The organism is Salinimonas sediminis, from assembly GCF_003429285.1.
GTDB classification, from domain to species: domain Bacteria; phylum Pseudomonadota; class Gammaproteobacteria; order Enterobacterales; family Alteromonadaceae; genus Alteromonas; species Alteromonas indica.
This window is the reverse complement of sequence record NZ_CP031769.1, coordinates 3,179,660-3,197,449: the sequence shown is the minus strand read 5'-3', so window position 1 is coordinate 3,197,449 and position 17,790 is coordinate 3,179,660. Positions and strand designations below refer to the sequence as shown.

General features: G+C 49.0%; 12 protein-coding genes. 8 read left to right on the top strand and 4 right to left on the bottom strand.

The window, feature by feature from the left end; translation table 11 throughout:
* Nucleotides 1-65: 65 nt before the first annotated feature.
* Nucleotides 66-680, bottom strand: a complete 615-nt coding sequence (locus D0Y50_RS14145) for a Yip1 family protein (RefSeq protein WP_108565872.1) — start codon at nucleotides 678-680, stop codon at nucleotides 66-68.
* 325 nt (nucleotides 681-1,005) lie between these two features.
* On the opposite strand from D0Y50_RS14145, the gene D0Y50_RS14140 reads away from it, so the two are divergent.
* Nucleotides 1,006-3,042: a hybrid sensor histidine kinase/response regulator gene (locus tag D0Y50_RS14140; protein WP_117317510.1), complete on the top strand. Its 2,037-nt coding sequence runs from the start codon at nucleotides 1,006-1,008 to the stop codon at nucleotides 3,040-3,042.
* Between the two features lie 66 nt (nucleotides 3,043-3,108).
* Here D0Y50_RS14140 and D0Y50_RS14135 read toward each other — a convergent pair whose 3' ends face one another.
* Entirely contained in the window at nucleotides 3,109-5,253 is a 2,145-nt protein-coding gene (locus D0Y50_RS14135; protein ID WP_232366267.1) for a two-component system response regulator, read from the bottom strand.
* A gap of 329 nt (nucleotides 5,254-5,582) precedes the next feature.
* On the opposite strand from D0Y50_RS14135, the gene D0Y50_RS14130 reads away from it, so the two are divergent.
* The 5 genes from D0Y50_RS14130 (at nucleotide 5,583) to minE (ending at nucleotide 12,220) form a co-directional block, all read left to right on the top strand.
* On the top strand, nucleotides 5,583-9,080 hold the full coding sequence (locus D0Y50_RS14130) for an ATP-binding protein (protein WP_117317505.1): 3,498 nt from the start codon (nucleotides 5,583-5,585) through the stop codon (nucleotides 9,078-9,080).
* A gap of 100 nt (nucleotides 9,081-9,180) precedes the next feature.
* Nucleotides 9,181-10,170 (top strand): YihY/virulence factor BrkB family protein, encoded by a 990-nt coding sequence (locus D0Y50_RS14125; protein ID WP_108565876.1) that lies wholly within the window; start codon nucleotides 9,181-9,183, stop codon nucleotides 10,168-10,170.
* 258 nt (nucleotides 10,171-10,428) lie between these two features.
* Nucleotides 10,429-11,130 (top strand): septum site-determining protein MinC, encoded by a 702-nt coding sequence (gene minC / locus D0Y50_RS14120; protein WP_108565877.1) that lies wholly within the window; start codon nucleotides 10,429-10,431, stop codon nucleotides 11,128-11,130.
* A gap of 29 nt (nucleotides 11,131-11,159) precedes the next feature.
* Complete coding sequence (minD, locus tag D0Y50_RS14115) at nucleotides 11,160-11,969, top strand: septum site-determining protein MinD (RefSeq protein ID WP_108565878.1); 810 nt, start codon at nucleotides 11,160-11,162, stop codon at nucleotides 11,967-11,969.
* Nucleotides 11,969-12,220, top strand: coding sequence for a cell division topological specificity factor MinE (gene minE / locus D0Y50_RS14110; RefSeq protein ID WP_108565879.1), 252 nt, complete (start codon nucleotides 11,969-11,971; stop codon nucleotides 12,218-12,220). The genes minD and minE overlap by 1 nt, the downstream gene beginning before the upstream one ends.
* A 139-nt stretch (nucleotides 12,221-12,359) precedes the next feature.
* On the opposite strand, the gene D0Y50_RS14105 is transcribed toward minE, so the two are convergent.
* Together D0Y50_RS14105 and D0Y50_RS14100 are read right to left on the bottom strand one after the other, a co-directional pair.
* Nucleotides 12,360-13,916, bottom strand: coding sequence for a S10 family peptidase (locus tag D0Y50_RS14105; protein WP_117317503.1), 1,557 nt, complete (start codon nucleotides 13,914-13,916; stop codon nucleotides 12,360-12,362).
* A gap of 203 nt (nucleotides 13,917-14,119) precedes the next feature.
* Entirely contained in the window at nucleotides 14,120-15,439 is a 1,320-nt protein-coding gene (locus D0Y50_RS14100) for a M20/M25/M40 family metallo-hydrolase (protein WP_117317501.1), read from the bottom strand.
* 172 nt (nucleotides 15,440-15,611) lie between these two features.
* On the opposite strand from D0Y50_RS14100, the gene D0Y50_RS14095 reads away from it, so the two are divergent.
* Nucleotides 15,612-16,619, top strand: a complete 1,008-nt coding sequence (locus D0Y50_RS14095) for a zinc-dependent alcohol dehydrogenase family protein (RefSeq protein ID WP_117317499.1) — start codon at nucleotides 15,612-15,614, stop codon at nucleotides 16,617-16,619.
* A gap of 193 nt (nucleotides 16,620-16,812) precedes the next feature.
* Nucleotides 16,813-17,637, top strand: a complete 825-nt coding sequence (locus D0Y50_RS14090; protein WP_170145519.1) for a class I SAM-dependent methyltransferase — start codon at nucleotides 16,813-16,815, stop codon at nucleotides 17,635-17,637.
* Nucleotides 17,638-17,790 lie beyond the last annotated feature (153 nt).

The following is a 17,790-nucleotide window of genomic DNA, read 5'->3' as shown; positions in this document are numbered from 1 at the left end:
ATAAACGCCCTAGACAGAGCGCGATTCTGGCAGACGCCAAAGTAGTCTAATTAACTGACAGCCGGTTAGTTGAAAAATCGCCAGACGATACTGTGTTCAGTGTGCATGCTCCATAGCAACACCACGCCCATTAACAAAACCTCTAATACCAGTACTCCAATGGCTAGCATCGTACTGGATAAAATAAAGCCTTCTTTGTGGCTGATACCAAGAAAGTTGGGGGTGCCTTGATACAGCAGATAGGCGGTGTAGCAAACCCCGGTGATACAGGCCAGCGCGCACACCCATAAAATGGGATAAATAGAAAACAGTCCGCTTAGAAACAGCGGTGTGGCAATGTAGCCAGCAAACACAATGCACTCATGCCGACTGGGTCGGGTGGGGTATTTACGCGCCATCCAGTGAATGAAACTGCCTACTGCGGCCACCGCCAGTAAAATCATACCGTAAAACGCTACGCCAATCATAATGCCGGTGGGAACCGACACCTGTAAAATATCTTTTTCTCCGCCAAACGACCAGCCAAACTGGGTAGTACCAATGAACGAGCTGACAACCGGTATAGCTGCCATCCATAGAACATGATGCATATAAAGGTGGGAAACCGTTTCGTGTTCGTCATTAATACTGCGCCACTCGCGGTCCGGGTGATGTAATAGTCCCCAAAGATGGTTACTCATAGGCGTCTCCTGCTTAGAAAGGAAGTCGAGCTACTAAATTTACATGCTATTAACAAAATATACGCCGCCCTGCGAAAAAGTGTAGGAACATATAAAGATTAAAAATAAGTTTTTAGCGCTAAAGGTTATATCGACTTTTGTCTAATTTTGTATCTATGCATTACGTGATACTTTTGCGACACGCACAGCTAACCATTGAGCGTCTATCGCCTAATAGCACTGCAATTTACCTGCGTTGATTTTCGGCAAGCAATAAGTGCATGAACTACTATTAGTTCATTAAATAAAAATTAATGTATCTATAGTTGTTACAGGGGTCATTAGTATGCTTAAAGAGCTGCATTCGCTCACCTCAGATGAATCAATGGCTTTTGAAGACAAAGTCGGTGCGCTATTGCGGCTAGGCCTGGCCCACTTTGGTCTTGAACATGCTATCGTCAGTCATATTCAAAACGATGCCTATACTATAGAGCACGTTGAATCCCCCAACGCCGAGTTACGTAAAGGTATGGTGCTGGCATTAGGTGATACCTACTGTTTACATACCCTAAAAGCCGGCGAAGCAATGGCGGTATCGCATACCGCACAGTCAGATATCGCCCACCACCCCTGTTATTTACAATTTCAGTTAGAAAGTTATATCGGGATGAAAGTGGTGGTTAATGGTGCGCTTTACGGAACCTTGAATTTTTCCTCTGCTATCCCTCGTGAACAGCCGTTTAGCGCAGATGATATAGATTTTATTCACTTATTTGCCCAGTGGATTGGGGTTGAAATTTCGCGGCGTCAAGAGCGCCAGGAAATGGCCCGGCGGCTGGAATTACAAGGCCAGATGGAACAGCTTGCGGACATCGGTTGTTGGGAAGTCGACCTGGTCAATAACCGGTTATACTGGAGCGAACAAACCAAACGCATTCATGATGTTCCGGCAGGTTATGTACCTGAGCTCCAAAGCGCTATCGATTTTTATCATGCGGGGGAAGACCGGGACCGCATCACTTTGCTGGTAGAGCGAGCAATAACCTTCGGCGAACCCTGGAGTACGGAGGTCAGGCTTAAAACTTACACCGGTAAGATAAAATGGGTCGCCACCCAGGGCCGGGCTGAATTTATTGATGGCCAGTGCACCCGTATCTTTGGTGCCTTTCAAGATATTGATGCGCAGGTTAATACCCGTAATGCGCTTATCGAGAAAAAGAACGAAGCGCAGCGTTTACTTAAAGCCCGTAGCACCATGATCGGGAAAATCAGTCATGAATTACGCACTCCCATTAACGGCATCACCGGCATGCTGCAAACGCTGGTGGGGGAGTCGAATCAGGATATTATCGAAAGCCGGGTAGCCATAGCGCTCCGCAGTGCAGATTTGCTGGTAAGGCTGGTTAACGATGTACTGGATTATTCCAAAGTGCAAAATGGCGAACTTGAGTTAGAAACGGTTCGCTTTGCGCCTAAACATATTTTCGACGACTTGCAGGCGCTATACGCACCACAGGTTAAGAATAAACAGGTAGAGTTGGATTTTCGTATCAATTTACCCCCCACACAATATTGTATAGGCGATCCCGGCCGTCTGACCCAGATATTTTCTAATCTGCTCAATAATGCCCTGAAGTTTACCGAACACGGCGGCATTAAGTTAACCGCCAAGCTAAAGCAGAAAAATGGCATAACTGACTTAGTGGTTAGTATTATCGACTCTGGTATTGGGATGCCGGCCACGGTGCTTGACCGGCTATTCGTGCCGTTTAAACAAGGTAGTGCAGCAATTACAGCTAAATATGGTGGCTCTGGCCTGGGGCTGGCAATAGTAAAAGAGTTGTGCGATAAGTTGGGCGGCACGGTATCGGTAAAAAGCGCTGAGGGCGTGGGGACCCAGGTGTGTGTAAGGCTACCCTTAAGCCTGGTGGATGATTCGCGCACCAGCGCCGAAATTGACTATATTGGCCCCGAAAACGTCAGTTTCAAAAATATAAAAATACTGGTGGTGGACGATAACGAAATCAATCGGCTGGTAATGGAGTCATTACTATCCCAGGTACAGGTAACCGCGGATTATGTCGTAAATGGGGAAGAAGCAGTGAACGCGGTCAAAAAGGCCAAAGCAGCGCCCTATAATTTGATATTTATGGACTGCGAGATGCCCGTAATGGGCGGCGTCGAAGCGACCCTGGCCATACGGCAAAACTTTAAAAATACGGGTAAAATTTTTATTGTTGCGATGACCGCTGATACTTCTGATGCCAACCGCAAAGCGTGCCTGAAAGCGGGGATGGATACTTTTTTAACCAAACCTATCAAGCTTGAAGATATTACCACGGTGCTAGGCAAAATAGCGTTTCCGGCAATGGCGTCTTTTTAGCCCACACATCATTGCCGGGTAGTGTAGCGTTATCGTTGTGGGTTTCTTTAATAGTGTATTTGCCGCTTAGGTACGGTGCGAATCTACCAGTTGCAAGCGTGCACAATAGGTAGCATCTGCCATATTGACATAGCGCGACTCAAACTCTGCCACCGGCAGCGGTTTACTGTAGTAATAACCTTGCCCTTCCTGACAGCCCAAATCCCGTAAGGCATCTAACTGAGCTTTTGTTTCGATACCTTCTGCCACTAACTCCAGGTGCATGGAACGCGCCAGGTGAATAATGGCATCAACAATACTGCGCGCCTGTCCATCGCTCAGCATATCTTTTACAAACGACCGATCAACCTTTAACACGCCCAGTGGAAAAAAGCGTAGATAAGACAAACTTGAATAGCCTGTACCGAAGTCATCCAATGAAATAGATACGCCAATATCGCTGAGCTTTTGCAGTATGTTGCGGGTTTCATCAAAATCATGCATTAAAGCAGATTCAGTAACTTCCAATTCCAGTAATTCAGCGGGTAAATCATACTTTTTCAACGCGCGGGTCACCGTATCGAAAAAACCACTATTGCTGAATTGTAGCGCTGCGATATTCACCCCTACTTTTACCGGCGAACCTTGCTTCAACCACCGGCTGGCAGCGGCGCAACACTGATCCAATACCTGTTCACCCAAAGGGTGGATAAGGCCGGTTTCTTCGGCCAGCGGAATAAAATTATCAGGCGGGATAATAGTGCCATCTTCGGCCCGTAACCTTACCAATCCCTCAGCGCCCGCCAAAGCACCGGTTATTAAGTTATGCTTAGGTTGATAGAAAACTTCCAGGGCATGGTCGTCCAGCGCCCGTTTTAACTGCCGCTCTATTGCAAAACGATTATCAACAACATTTTGTAGTTCTTCTGAAAAATAACAGAAGCGATCCCGGCCAAGTGATTTCGCCCGATACATGGCTGTGTCGGCGTGGCGGACCAATTCTTTTTCATTCTTTGCATCATCGGGAAACACACTAATCCCGATACTGACACTGAGTTTATATTCTTCCTCGTTTAGCATTACCGGCTCGCCAGCCAGGCTCGACGCCTGGCTTGCGATTATCTCTATATGATTGGCGGTAATGATATCAGACACCATTAAAACAAACTCATCGCCGCCAATGCGGGATAATGAGGTATGCGCATCGCACAGTTGCTCAAGCCGCTGTGACAACTGAAAAATAACTTTATCCCCCGCCTGATGGCCCAGCGTATCATTAAGAAATTTGAAATTATCAATATCGATAAGCAGCACTGCCAGCTTGGTAAGCGCTTTTTGGTTACGGGGAATGGCTTGTAACAGGCGATCATGAAGTAACAAACGGTTGGGTAGGCCGGTTAATTGGTCATGATTCGTTAAATGGCTCATCTGCGTTGCCATGGCAATCGATTCAGTGACATCCTGGAACACAACGACTGCCCCGGTAACCACACCATTAGCATCTTTGATCGGGGCTGCGCTGTCTTCTACCTGAAACTCACGGCCCTGCCGGCTGATAATTTTAGCATTCAGCGCCAGCGCCACCACGCGGTTATCGCGCAGTGCAATAGACACCGGGTTTAGCATAGGTTCATTGGTGGTGGCATCAAGTAACGTAAGAATTTTACTTACCGGCTGGCCGATAGCTGAGTGCCCGTTCCAGCCGGTTAGCCGTTGGGCCACCGGGTTCAAAAATGTCACATTTTCATTTTTGTCAGTGGCGATAACGGCGTCGCCTATTGAATTGAGGGTAATGTGTAAGTGCTCTTTCTCTTTTTGCAGAAGGTCATAGGCTTGCTGCAACAAAATCTCTTGCGAACGTATATGCAAATGGTTTTGGATGCGAATACGACATACGTTCAGATTTATTGGCCGGCCGATAAAATCTACCGCGCCCAGCGCTAATGCCTTGGTTTCGTTTTCAAAGTCGTTGTGGCTGGTAATAAAGATAATGGCGCAATGTTTGGTGCGGGGGTGTTCTTTAAGCATTTTGCATAAATCAAACCCATTGATGTCTGGCATTTCAATATCGAGCAAAATAATGTCCGGCGCATAGCTGAGAGCCAGATTAACGACCCTGGCCGGATTGTGGCAGGTTATGATAAGCGCAATATCCTCCAGGCCAGCCTCTAACAGCACCAGGTTTTCAGGCTGATCGTCTACAATCAAAATCGTTTGTCTGGTTACACTCATATCCATACTTCGCATGAGATCCTTTATCAAAACAAACACCACCTGGGTGTGAAAAAGCGTTACCGGTATTTATCTTCAAACTTTAGTCTAGTTTTTTCATATTCGCCTGTATTTGTAGCAATAAGCACTATTCTTATACCAAAGTTTATTGTTGATAGCGGTTAACACCATCGCTTATAGGCAAAATTTGTATTGTATAACCTGCGCAACATGATCTGCTACACAAGCGCACAACGATGCTTGCTATCATCATATAAGCAATACTCAGGGCTGCTTTAATAGTGAATACACCACAGGGTATGCAGCCCGGTTAAGCCAAGGACTCGTTAGTGAAATTTGCGTTATTGATCACATTGCCACGTCGTATACTGCTGCTTATCGGTGGTTTAACCTGTTTTATCGTGCTGGTGGCGGTATTCAGCGAAGCGGAGTTGAGCGCCCGACAATATCAACTGACTGGCGAGAATCATGCAATTAACCTGAACGAAGCGCAAAGCCGGCTACAAGCGCGCCTGGAGTTGTATTTTAACGATATTCAGTTTTTAACTGAGACCCCGCAAATGCAACAGTTTATCGGCGCGACCGGCTCCCCCTATGCAACGCGCCCGGATAGCACACTATTACCCGGGGTACGCGCTATGCTTGAAGCGTTCTTACGGCATGCGCCCAGTTATCGTGAGCTTACATTAATCGACACCGCGGGCCAGGAAATAGCGCGCGCCCGGCGAACCAGCCTAGGCGTAAAAAGCGCTCCCCCAAGGCATTTGCGTCAGCTAGCCAACAGCCCTTTTTTCGCTCAGTTAGGCGAGTTATCTGAGCAAAACATGCGGGTATCTGCGGTTCGCCCCGCTATGCACAACCAGGTGGTATTTCATCCAGTGCGCCCGGTTATCGATATAACACTGCCTTTATATAGCGCAAGCGGCGTATTAGCAGGCTACCTTAGTAGCACCATTGAGTTGAGCGAATTATTTAACGCCCTGGGGATCTTAGTTCACGATCATAACCGGTTATTAATCGCCAATGCGGACCGTTCAATAGTACACAACACCCATGGCTCTACTTTAATGGATTCGGCGACGGCCTTTAACCACCAGTTTGCTGAGGCGTTTAGCCCGCATAACATCATCAACCCACAATTAACCTGGTATGAAAACAACTTTAACCATACGCTATTTGCTGGCTCCCAGCGGCAGGTGAAACTCGGCATGGGACGTACGGAATATACGATGTATATTTGGTGGTTAACAGAAAAGCGCTACCTTAATCAGCAGCTCAATTATCAACGCATAGTGTTGTATGGTGCACTGGCAGGAGCATACCTGGTGCTGATGGCAGTGGTTATTATTATGCATCGCACCGCCCGGGGCCGCTATGCACTTGCGCAAACCCAGGCAGAAGTTCAGGTGCTGTTCGATAACGCCCACGACGGCATTGTTATGATCAAAGACGGCAATGTAATATCCAACTGTAACCAACGGTTTTTAGAACAATGCCGGCTACCGCGAGCTAAAATTGTCGGTCACGATATTGCAGATGTGCTGGGAAGCAAAGTGGATAAGGCTACCGCCCAGAATTTACTGCAGTTTAAAGAAAACGAGTTAAGTGAAGATGTTGAGATTAGCTGGCGCGATCCCGTTCAACAGCGCACCTATCAGTGCCGTACCAGTTTAATTGAAGTGCGCGGTGAGATAAGCGCGGTAGCACTGGTATTTACCGATATTACGCAACAGCGCGAGTGGCGCCAGCAGATAGTAGCGGCTAACAATCAGCTTGAACAGAAAATTACCCAGCGTACTGCCCAGCTTGAGTTAGCCCATCAGGATGCGGTGCGCTCCAGCGACATTAAAAGCAAATTCATTTCAAATATTAGCCATGAAATGCGAACGCCGCTTAATGGCGTAGTCGGGTCACTTAGCTTACTGGGGCGTATTGTAAAAGATGACGAAGGTTTACGTTTTTTAGCCATGGCCCAGACCAGCGCTGAAAACCTGAATGCGTTGATCAACGATGTATTGGATTTATCTAAAATTGAAGCTGGTAAGCTGGAGCTTGAAGAGAAAGCCTTTAATCCATTGAAACTTATCGAGAGCCTGGTGGCATCAATGTCGGTAAAAGCCCAGGAAAAAGGCCTGCAATTGTTGCTTGATACCAATGCCTTGCACTTTGTTTCTTTCACCTGCGATCCACACCGGTTAACCCAGATTATTAATAACCTGCTAAGCAATGCCATTAAGTTTACCAACCAGGGGACCGTTATTGTACGGGTAGCCAGCAGCACCAAAACAGGGGCGGATGGTAAGCTGTCGATCAGCGTTGAAGACACCGGGGTGGGCATTGCGCAAGACAACCAGTCAAAATTATTCAGCTCTTTTAGCCAGGCAGATAAAAGTATTGCAGCAAAATACGGGGGTACCGGCCTGGGCCTGGCTATTTGCAAACAGCTATGTGAGCTAATGCATGGTGAGGTCACACTGTCCTCCCAGTACGGCAAGGGTACCACTGTCGACTTTTATATTCCTTCTTCTACCTGGCAGACTGATCCGCCCGAATCGGCCATGCGCTTAGCGGGTAAGGTATTTACGGCCTTTACCAACAGCGCTGAAGAGCATGCCATACTGGCTACTATGGTGAATAGCTTCGGCGGCGAGTTTGTGCGGTATGAAACTATTGATGAGCTGCCATTGGCCGGAAGCGCGGTACCTGATGTACTGATTATCGATGCCCATGCCATGGAGTTTCGCGAACTGCTGATGCACCTGCAAAACTGTGCCCCCGGCGGGCTTGCCGATACGTGTAAAATCGCCTTGCTACAACAGCCCAACAAGCCCCTCGTGAAACATCAGCTGGCGCAGACCTGCAGTTTGTCGAGACCGGTGTTACGTTCCGAGTTTTTAGCCAGAATTACCGACGAACGCTTACCTCGAACCGCCGACTCTGCCGTGCCGGGCGGCCAGGAAAAGCGGCGCGATAGTGATCAGTTTACCGTCAATGCGGCCGCGGCAAAAGGCCAACTGGCCGGACAGCGTTTGCTTATCGTCGACGATAACGAGATTAATCTGGAAGTGGCTGCCAGTTTGCTAGACACCTTTGCAATGGTGGTCGACAAAGCCAGGGACGGGACTCAAGCTATCGCTACCTTAGCCCGGCTGCATGAGGATCACCAGACAGTGGCAGCAGTGTTGATGGACTGCAATATGCCTGGCATGGATGGTTATGAGGCGACCAAAGCCATTAGAACAGGTCAGGCGGGCAGCCAAATGCAAGATGTGCCGATTATTGCCATGACCGCCAATGCTATGCGCGGCGAGCGCGAGAAATGCTTACAGGCGGGTATGAATGATTATGTCACCAAACCTTTAGCCATAACGGTGTTAACCAACAAACTGCTGCAATGGTGTGAAGCCAATGCATTCGTGCCCGCAATAGCGCCAGCGATGGCAGAAGCAGAAAACCCCGCGTTAGGCTCGATAAAGTTGCAGGGCACCACCATCTGCTTTGACAAACCCGGCGCGCTGACCCGGCTTATGAACAATGAAAACCTGCTAAAAAAACTCATTGGCATATTTGTGGCGGGCGGTAGTGACAAGCTCGCCCAGTTACGCAGCGCCGTAAAACAACAGGACTGCGAAAATGTGCGACAGGCTAGCCATGCTTTAAAGGGCCAGGCCGGAGACATTGGTGCCATTGACCTGCATGGTAAGCTACACGAACTGGAGGTCGAAGCAAAAGAAGCCCATCAGGCCTCTTTTGAAGCCCACTTGGCCATCATAGAGCAGGCGTATGCCGCCCTGCTAGCCCAACTTCAAGACTACCTCAATGCCTGATTTAATGTTTTAGCGGTTTTTTCTAATCTGTGCGGGCCTGCACCAAGTAATAATCTGATACTCATTACTTTGTCATCAACATATTGACCGCAGGCAATTTATGGCTTCAAAACATGGCGTTCGAGCGCATTCTATTCTGGAGTTATCCCCAGGTAGCTGGTGGGCTATTTTAAAACGCATTTATACAAAAATGCATGAACATAACCTACCGCTTATTGCCGCCGGGGTAGCGTTCTATTTTTTACTGGCGATTTTTCCACTACTGGGCGCAATTATTTCGTTATACGGTTTAATGGTGTCTCCTGATGAACTACAGCAGCATATGGCACTGTTGATTGATGTTGTGCCCTCACAAAGCCGCTATATTATCGAAGAGCAGCTGACCAACCTGACCGAAAAATCGAATTCCACATTAAGCTGGGGCTTCTTACTGTCACTGCTTCTGTCGCTATGGAGCAGCAGCAAAGGTGCTAATGCTTTGATCACTGCCTGTAATATTACCTACAGCGAGTCAGAGGGCCGTAGCTTTTTTAAAGGCTTGCTGGCACGGATTACCTGCACATTAAGTATTATTGTTACTGTTATTGTAGCGCTGGCATTTATTACCATTGTGCCAAAATGGATCAGCTGGGCCAGCAGCGGGCTGATGACCGCCCGCGAAGCAGGCTGGATAACCTGGCCGATTATGCTGTTATTATTTAACATCAGTTTGTCGGCGCTGTATCGGTATGGGCCGCATCGCAAACCCGCCCAGTGGCGTTGGGTGACACCGGGCTCGGTGTTGGCCACATTGCTATGGATAGCCGCTTCTTATGGCTTTTCCTTGTATTTAAGCGAATTCGCTACCTACAACAAAACCTATGGCTCAGTGGGTGGCATTGTGATCTTGCTAATGTGGCTGTATCTCAGTGCCTATATTATTTTACTGGGCGCTGAGGCTAACTCTGCAATAGAGCTGCAAACCTCCAAAGACAGCACCGTCGGAGATGAAAAACCGAAAGGTGAGCGAGGCGCTTATGTAGCCGACCATAGCCCGGAAGACGACAAAAAAGAAAACCAGCAGCAGCCGGTGACAGACAACCCATCGTAACCGCGGTAAGGCAAAGATGCAGGATTGCAGCCCCAGCGTTGGCACCGAGCTGGGGCGCTGGTTTTAGCCAGAATAAATGGCGAGAGGTGGCTAACGTCAATTACATTGCCATTATTGGCTATTTACTATACAAATGTAACAGTGATTGACGCCTGCCTATTGCTGTAGGCCTGGAATTTGATAGAGTGGCGAATTTACGTATAGCAAATAATCACTGATGATCGGCTACCAGGCCCATCGTAAGTCCAGGGAACACGAATGGCGGAGCAATGCTTTCGGATGAAAGGTACAACACTGACAAGTATTGTACTGGATATACTCAACTTTGAACCTGATGAATTTGATAAGCAACTGACGGCTAAAGTCGCCAGTGCACCTCAATTTTTTACCCGTTCTTCGTTAATCTTGCAGCTAAATACTGCAATCTCGGCTACCGAATTTGAGCTATTGGTAGCGTTATGCAAAAAGCATCAGTTACAGCCGATGGCGGTGAAAGGTCAGGTAGGTGAATTAAGAACAACAATAAACGATCTGGGGCTGTCTGATATCAGCCAAAGCAAGTCAACGGATTCAGCCCTGCCGGCCGGGGACAATGACGCACCGGCGCCTGCCGCCGCACCGGCTAATAATGGTGTAGCGAAGGTTATTGATCGTCCTGTACGTTCAGGCCAACAGGTATATGCCCAAGGTGGCGATTTAATCATTGTTGCACCGGTAAGTGAAGGCGCAGAAATTCTGGCCGATGGAAATATCCATGTTTACGGCACCATGCGTGGCAGAGCACTTGCAGGGGTAAAAGGGGATACGCAGGCACGAATATTTTGCCAGCAAATGGAAGCTGAGTTGCTCTCTATTGCCGGACGTTTCGTGATGCAGGACACTATACAAACACAATGCTGGAAACAATCAGCACAAGCATATTTGGAAGAGGATGCGTTAGTGGTATCGGCACTGGTTTAATACGCAACGTATTCATCGAGGAAAGGTAAATGGCAAAGATTATCGTGGTAACCTCAGGAAAGGGGGGTGTAGGCAAAACTACATCCAGCGCAGCTATAGGAACTGGCCTGGCGCTACAGGGACATAAAACCGTGGTGGTAGATTTTGATGTAGGCTTACGTAACCTTGATTTAATCATGGGTTGCGAGCGCCGCGTAGTGTATGACTTTGTTAATGTTATCAACAAAGAAGCGTCGTTGAATCAGGCTTTGATTAAAGATAAGCGTACGCCCGGCCTGTTTATTTTGCCAGCATCGCAAACCCGGGACAAAGACGCCCTCACCATGGAAGGTGTACAAGCGGTACTGAATGATCTGAGCAAAGATTTTGATTACATCATTTGCGACTCCCCGGCGGGGATTGAACAAGGTGCGCAAATGGCATTGTATTTTGCCGATGAAGCAATTGTCGTTACTAACCCTGAAGTGTCGTCGGTTCGCGACTCTGATCGCATTCTGGGGATTTTACAAAGTAAATCCATGCGCGCAGAGCAGGGTAAAAATGTAAAAGAACATTTATTGCTGACCCGTTATAACCCGCACCGCGTAGCAACCGCTGAAATGTTAAGTGTTGCCGATGTAGAAGAAATTCTGGCAGTACCCTTGCTAGGTGTTATCCCTGAATCAGAAGCCGTACTGAAAGCCTCTAACCAGGGATCGCCGGTTATTTTAGATCAGGAATCAACTGCTGGTCAGGCTTACAACGACGCGGTGCGTCGCTTGTTAGGCGAAAAAGTGGAACATCGCTTTTTGGAGGCGCAGAAAAAAGGGTTCTTTAAGCGACTGCTCGGAGGGAAATAATGGGCATATTTGACTACCTGCTGAAAAAGGGCAAGCCCAACTCAGCTGCCGTGGCTAAAGAGCGGCTACAAATTATTGTTGCGCACGAGCGGCGCAAACGCACCGAGCCTGATTATTTGCCAATGATGCAACAGGAAATACTCGAGGTGATTAGAAAGTATGTACAGATAGCCGATGACCAGGTATCTGTGCAGCTGGAAGACAGTGATGACTGCAGCGTGCTGGAGTTGAACATTACGCTACCTGAGTAGTTCGTGGCTTAAGTAGGGTTAATCCTAAAAAAGCTCCCTTTTATAAGGGAGCTTTTTTGTAGGTAAAAGCCAAGGTTATCGTAAGTAGGTGCCCTTGTAGCTTTGGCGTGTTTCCAGCAATTTTTGTCAAGCGCCAGGGTTACCGAGCCGGTGAAGCGTTTCCGGTACGCTCATATTTTGCCGGTTGGCCAGGCTTCGGCAAGGCCGCTAAAATAAATTCCCGGACATCCTGGTTCGCCGTTTTTAAATCCGCTTTGCGCAGGTACATCATATGGCCACTATGGTATCCCTTAAAGCTTAGCCGTGACTGCATGGCCCCGCTAGGATCAAGTTGCCATAGGGTATACTTGGCATCAAAATAATTGGTGGCACCATCAAAGTAGCCCGACTGCACCATTACCTTTAGATAGGGATTGGCCGCCATTGCCATGCGTAAATCTTCACCGGTAGTATCGTCGCTTCTGTCCCACGGATGTACCGGGCCAAACATATTGTATTGCAGGTCCGTTTTTACCTTTAGTTCATTGCGTAGGTACGTATTGATGGCAGGTGTAAAAGCATGTAGCCAGGCGGTAAGCTCTGCGTTGTAGTCGGGGCTGCTACCCACCGTTTGTTTGTCTATACCCAGATAGCGGCTGTCTAAACGCCCCAGGGTTTTTCCTTCATCCCGTAATAACGCCTTCCAGAAATAACGGGTGCTGACATCCAAGTTGCTGCCTTCAATGTCACTGACCGACAACCCGGAATAGGCCGCCATCTGCTTAATAAGCTGCTGTTTGCTGGTGGCATCAATATATCCGCCACGGGCGAGCGCAGGCATTAGCTTATCCAGGGTAAAGCGTTCGACTTCTTCTAGCAGGCTTTCCAGCGGCTTATTTTGGTACTGCGGCGCCAGCTTTTTGTGATACCACGCCGTGGCGGCAAAGTAGGGGAGCCGGTTAGCAGCTTCTACCACGCCTTCGCGGGGAATACCCAACTCAGTAGGTGAAACCAGGATAACCCCGTTTAAATACATCCACTGGTCATTTTGCAGAGCCAATGCCAAGCCCGAGACCCGAGTGGTTCCATAGCTTTCGCCAATCAAAAATTTGGGAGCCCGCCAGCGGTCGTGGCGGCTGACAAAGGTATTTATCCATTGCGCTAAATAGGCAATATCGGCGTTTACGCCAAAGAACATTTTCTGCTGGTCTTCTTTGGAAGGCAACTTACCTTCACTGGTCTCCAGGACCCGGCTATAGCCGGTATTTACCGGGTTAACATAAACAATGTCGGCCACATCCAATACCGAGTGAGGATTAGTTTTGGTGCCATAGGGTTGCACCGGATAGCCTTCGTCATCCACATTGAGCACTTTGGGCCCGGTATACGCCAGATGCATCCATACCGAGGCCGACCCGGGCCCCCCGTTAAAGCTGATAAGCAAAGGGCGGGTTTGGTTATCCTTAATATCGGTGCGTTCATAATAGGTGTACTGCAATGTTGCAATCGGCTTACCGTCGTCATTCCATACCGGTTGCATACCCGCAGTGGCTTGGTACTTCACCCGTTCACCGCGAATCTGGGTGGTGTGCTCGGTCACTATGGTTTGTTCAATATCTGCTTTGCGTTGATGTGTGGGGTTAGCGGGCGCAGTGGCAGCATGGCTTAACATGCTTGCAGTTAACGCTACGCTAATGAGATATCCTTTCCAGTACATAAAGCCTCTTATTTTAGTTATACAGCGTTACAATAATCGTTTTTAGTTGTTATTTGTTGGGTCTGAACCCGCTGGGATCTACACTTATATTAGCGCGGGTGCGGGCGCGGATGACAACAGCATTGCTAAGCGGCCGCTATGACCGCTTAGTTGGTTAATTTAATGTTAACATCAAGGCGTGTCGGTTATTGTTGGTTTATCGATTACTGCTGGTTATCGGTCGCGGGCAGACCGTCATGCTGTAACCGGTACAACAACAGGGCCGCACGTTTTGCCTGGCTACGTAGCGTGGTTAAGTCGCCCTGTTCTTTAACCGTGTGGCCAGCGGTACCGCCCATGCCTAAGCCGTCCAACGCCATCTTTACATGAGCAGCGGTGAACGATACATCCGCTGCGCCGGCATTGCGTGGGTCAATAGCACTCACCTGGCCCTGGCCCAGCGCTTCGCTCACCGCCGAGTATAACGTCAGTAACCGTGCGTTACCGGGCGTAGGAGAAAGCGGGGGATAGCCATCTTCATAAGTAATGGAAGCTGAAGTCTGGGGCAGGTTCTGGGCCACAATCTTGCGCATTTTTTGTTTCACCCGCTCCAGCTGTTCAGCCGAAATTGCGCGAATATCGCCGGTAACCAGGGCTTTTTCTGCCACCACATTATCTTTGCCAAACGCCATACCTTTATTTGCGCTGGGCTGATGACTGATTTGGGTGCCGCCGATAATTTTACCCGGGTTAAATGTCAGCAATTTCTCGTCTTGTAAGCCGGTATAAAATGCCTGAAGGATACGCGCCGCTTCATAAATGGCGCCCGCTCCTACATCGGGTTGAAAAATCTGCGAAGAATGCGCCGGGGTGCCGGTTATCTCTAATGTCCAGCCCATAGCGCCACGCCGGGCGGTGTTCGCGGTGGCGGGGTTACCATCCCCATTTTCAAAACCCAGGGCAACATCAGCCCATTTTGCCGCGTCTATCAGCGCGGCTTTAGATAGCGACAAAGGCCGGCCACTGGACTCTTCATCACCGGTCATAACCACCTGAATATTCATATCGGCCAGCTCGCCAGCGGCTGCCAGGGCTCGTAGCGTTTGCAATATAATAATATTGCCGCCTTTCATATCGGCAATACCCGGCCCTGACGCCCAGCCCGCTTTCGTGAGCGAAAAAGTTTGAAACGGGCTGTCAGGCTCAAACACGGTATCCAGGTGGCCAATGAGCAATATATTCGGCCCGCGTGTTCCTGTTTTAGTCGCCACCAGATGGCCCGCCCGCTCAAAGGCGCTACCATCGGTCATGTCAACGGTAAAACCAAGCGCTTCGAATTCCGGAATCAGCAAAGCACCCGCTTTTTTCACTCCAGCCAGGTTCATTGTGCCGCTGTTGATGTTCACCGACTTTTCCAATAGGGAAACCGCTTCATCATGATGTTGATCAAGGTAATCGATGGCTGCTTGTTCAGCCGGCGATATTGCCGCAAACGTATTTGTGCAGGCCAGTGCCAGCAAACCCAGCAGAGCAGTTTTTTTCATGGGAATTCTCTAAGTGTATGGTAATGATGCTATTACCATACCCATGCAGCAGGTAAAATAGCAAAACCTTGTTGCCGGTTAGCGGGTCTGGCACGACAATTTACCCTTGCCGGGTAAACAGTTTAGGCGTATTGGTAGTACCAACAACATTACTCATGTAATGGAGCGAGCAATGAAACAAGTAACAATAGCCACACCCGAACAGGGTTTAGAGGGTCTGAAAGTCAGTGAAACTGCACCACCGCCAGAGCCTGGCGCCGGTGAAATCATGGTCAATATTAAGGCCACCTCGCTTAACTATCATGATTACGGCGTGGCGTCCGGCACCATGAAGCCTACCCCCGGCAGAGTCGTGATGTCGGATGGCGCAGGCGTGGTTACCGCGGTGGGTGAAGGGGTATGCGAATTCGCCAAAGGCGATAATGTAGTATCGGTGTTTTTCCCTGACTGGCAGTCGGGGCCCCCGCAGGTTGGCGATTTCTCCCGGACGCCGGGCGATGGCATCGATGGCTATGCCCGTGAATACGTCACCCTGCCAGCACACTGGTTTACCCACGCCCCCAGTGGCTGGTCGCATGCGCAGTCGGCGACTATTACCACAGCCGGACTAACCGCCTGGCGCGCCCTGGTGGTGGAAGGTAATTTGAAGGCGGGAGATACAGTTTTACTATTGGGCACCGGAGGCGTATCGGTGTATGCCCTGCAAATAGCCAAGGCAATGGGGGCGAAAGTAGCGATTACCTCGTCCAGCGATGCCAAGCTGGAAAAAGCCCGGGCGTTAGGCGCCGATTTCACGGTCAATTACAAAACTGACGAGCAGTGGGGCAAAACGGTTGCTAAATGGAGTGGTAGCGGGGTGGACCATGTGGTTGAGGTAGGCGGCCCGGCAACCCTTGGTCAGTCGATAAAAGCCTGCCGGGTAGGCGGTAGTATTGTGCTTATTGGCGTACTGACAGGGATTGGCGGGGAAGTGCCTACTGCGCTGCTTATGCGCAAACAAATTCGCCTGACCGGTATAATCGTAGGCTCGCGACAAGATCAGCAGAATTTTGTCAAAGCCCTCGAAACGATGGCCTTTGAGCCGGTTATCGATAAGTCGTTTGAGCTTGAAGCGTTGGCCGATGCATTTCGGTACGAGGAATCTGGCCAACATTTTGGTAAGATAGTCGCGCAATACTAAATAAGCGCAGGCCAGGGATGGTCAAATTACTCATTTTGTAAGCCGGTCAGGGCTTTTCTGAACTCAGGCCAGTATTGCGGGCGTATCAATCCTATTTACTCTAGCCCGCTAATACGCACGTTATATTACGGCCCAAACTGGTTAACTCCGGGGTGGGTATGGACTGGCTACATTTACTGCAACGGAATACGCTGTGACCTTAAACATCGTAACTGACACCACTGAAGAAAAAACCATATTAGAAGCCTGCATCTCAAGCAAGGCTACGCCGGGTAGGGCGTTACGTATTCTGGAAGCCGGTTGTGGAAACAAATGGCAGCTCAAACTCAACGATATCGAATATACATTATCCGGGGTCGATATAGACGCCGACGCCGTATCGTTACGCCAATCCAAATTCAATGATCTGGATGAGGTGATAATCGGTGATTTGCGAGAAGTGGCGTTACCTGAGGCGGCATTTGACGTAATTTATACTGCCTACGTACTGGAGCATGTCAGTAATGTAACCCGGGTTCTGGAAAACTTTTCGCGCTGGCTAAAACCCGGTGGCGTCATTATTATCAAAGTGCCTGACCGGGATTCTGTTTACGGCTTTATGGCCCGCTCTACGCCCCATTGGATGCATGTGTATTATTATCGTCTGATAAAAGGGAATAAAAACGCGGGTAAACCCGGTTATCTACCGTATCCTACGGTATACGATCCTGCATTGGCCCGCCGCAATATACAGCAGTACTGCCAGTCACACGGGCTGGCCGTAAAAGCCACCTTTGGCAAAAATAACTATTTACGCAAGCGTTCTGCCCGCGACCGTTTTATCCGGGTGTTTGCTCAGCTGGTGAATGTATTTTCGTTTGGCCGCCTGGCATGGCATTATAACGACCTGATTTATATCATTGAAAAACCGACGGCTGATAGCCAGGCCGCACCGACCGCGGCGTCGCCCTTAGCAAATAGTGAGCATACTGGTACGCGGCATAATAGTACGGTCACCCCCGCGCGTCGCCCAGTGTAACTATTAAGCCTGTCACGAACAGGTTATGTTAGGTATTGTCAGCGTTACAAAACGATTATCTGCTAGCCAATCAGCATATAAATGTGTGTTAACAGTCGATATTTTTTTGCGACACAGGGATAATCGTCAGGTTACCCGGGCACGCATGCGTGT

Bases quoted from the DNA above. Each gene is read 5' to 3' on its own strand.
- minD (WP_108565878.1), top strand. From the start codon at position 11,160: ATGGCAAAGATTATCGTGGTAACCTCAGGAAAGGGGGGTGTAGGCAAA.
- D0Y50_RS14105 (WP_117317503.1), bottom strand. From the start codon at position 13,916: ATGTACTGGAAAGGATATCTCATTAGCGTAGCGTTAACTGCAAGCATG.
- minE (WP_108565879.1), top strand. From the start codon at position 11,969: ATGGGCATATTTGACTACCTGCTGAAAAAGGGCAAGCCCAACTCAGCT.
- D0Y50_RS14095 (WP_117317499.1), top strand. From the start codon at position 15,612: ATGAAACAAGTAACAATAGCCACACCCGAACAGGGTTTAGAGGGTCTG.
- minC (WP_108565877.1), top strand. From the start codon at position 10,429: ATGGCGGAGCAATGCTTTCGGATGAAAGGTACAACACTGACAAGTATT.
- D0Y50_RS14145 (WP_108565872.1), bottom strand. From the start codon at position 680: ATGAGTAACCATCTTTGGGGACTATTACATCACCCGGACCGCGAGTGG.
- D0Y50_RS14100 (WP_117317501.1), bottom strand. From the start codon at position 15,439: ATGAAAAAAACTGCTCTGCTGGGTTTGCTGGCACTGGCCTGCACAAAT.
- D0Y50_RS14125 (WP_108565876.1), top strand. From the start codon at position 9,181: ATGGCTTCAAAACATGGCGTTCGAGCGCATTCTATTCTGGAGTTATCC.
- D0Y50_RS14135 (WP_232366267.1), bottom strand. From the start codon at position 5,253: ATGAGTGTAACCAGACAAACGATTTTGATTGTAGACGATCAGCCTGAA.
- D0Y50_RS14140 (WP_117317510.1), top strand. From the start codon at position 1,006: ATGCTTAAAGAGCTGCATTCGCTCACCTCAGATGAATCAATGGCTTTT.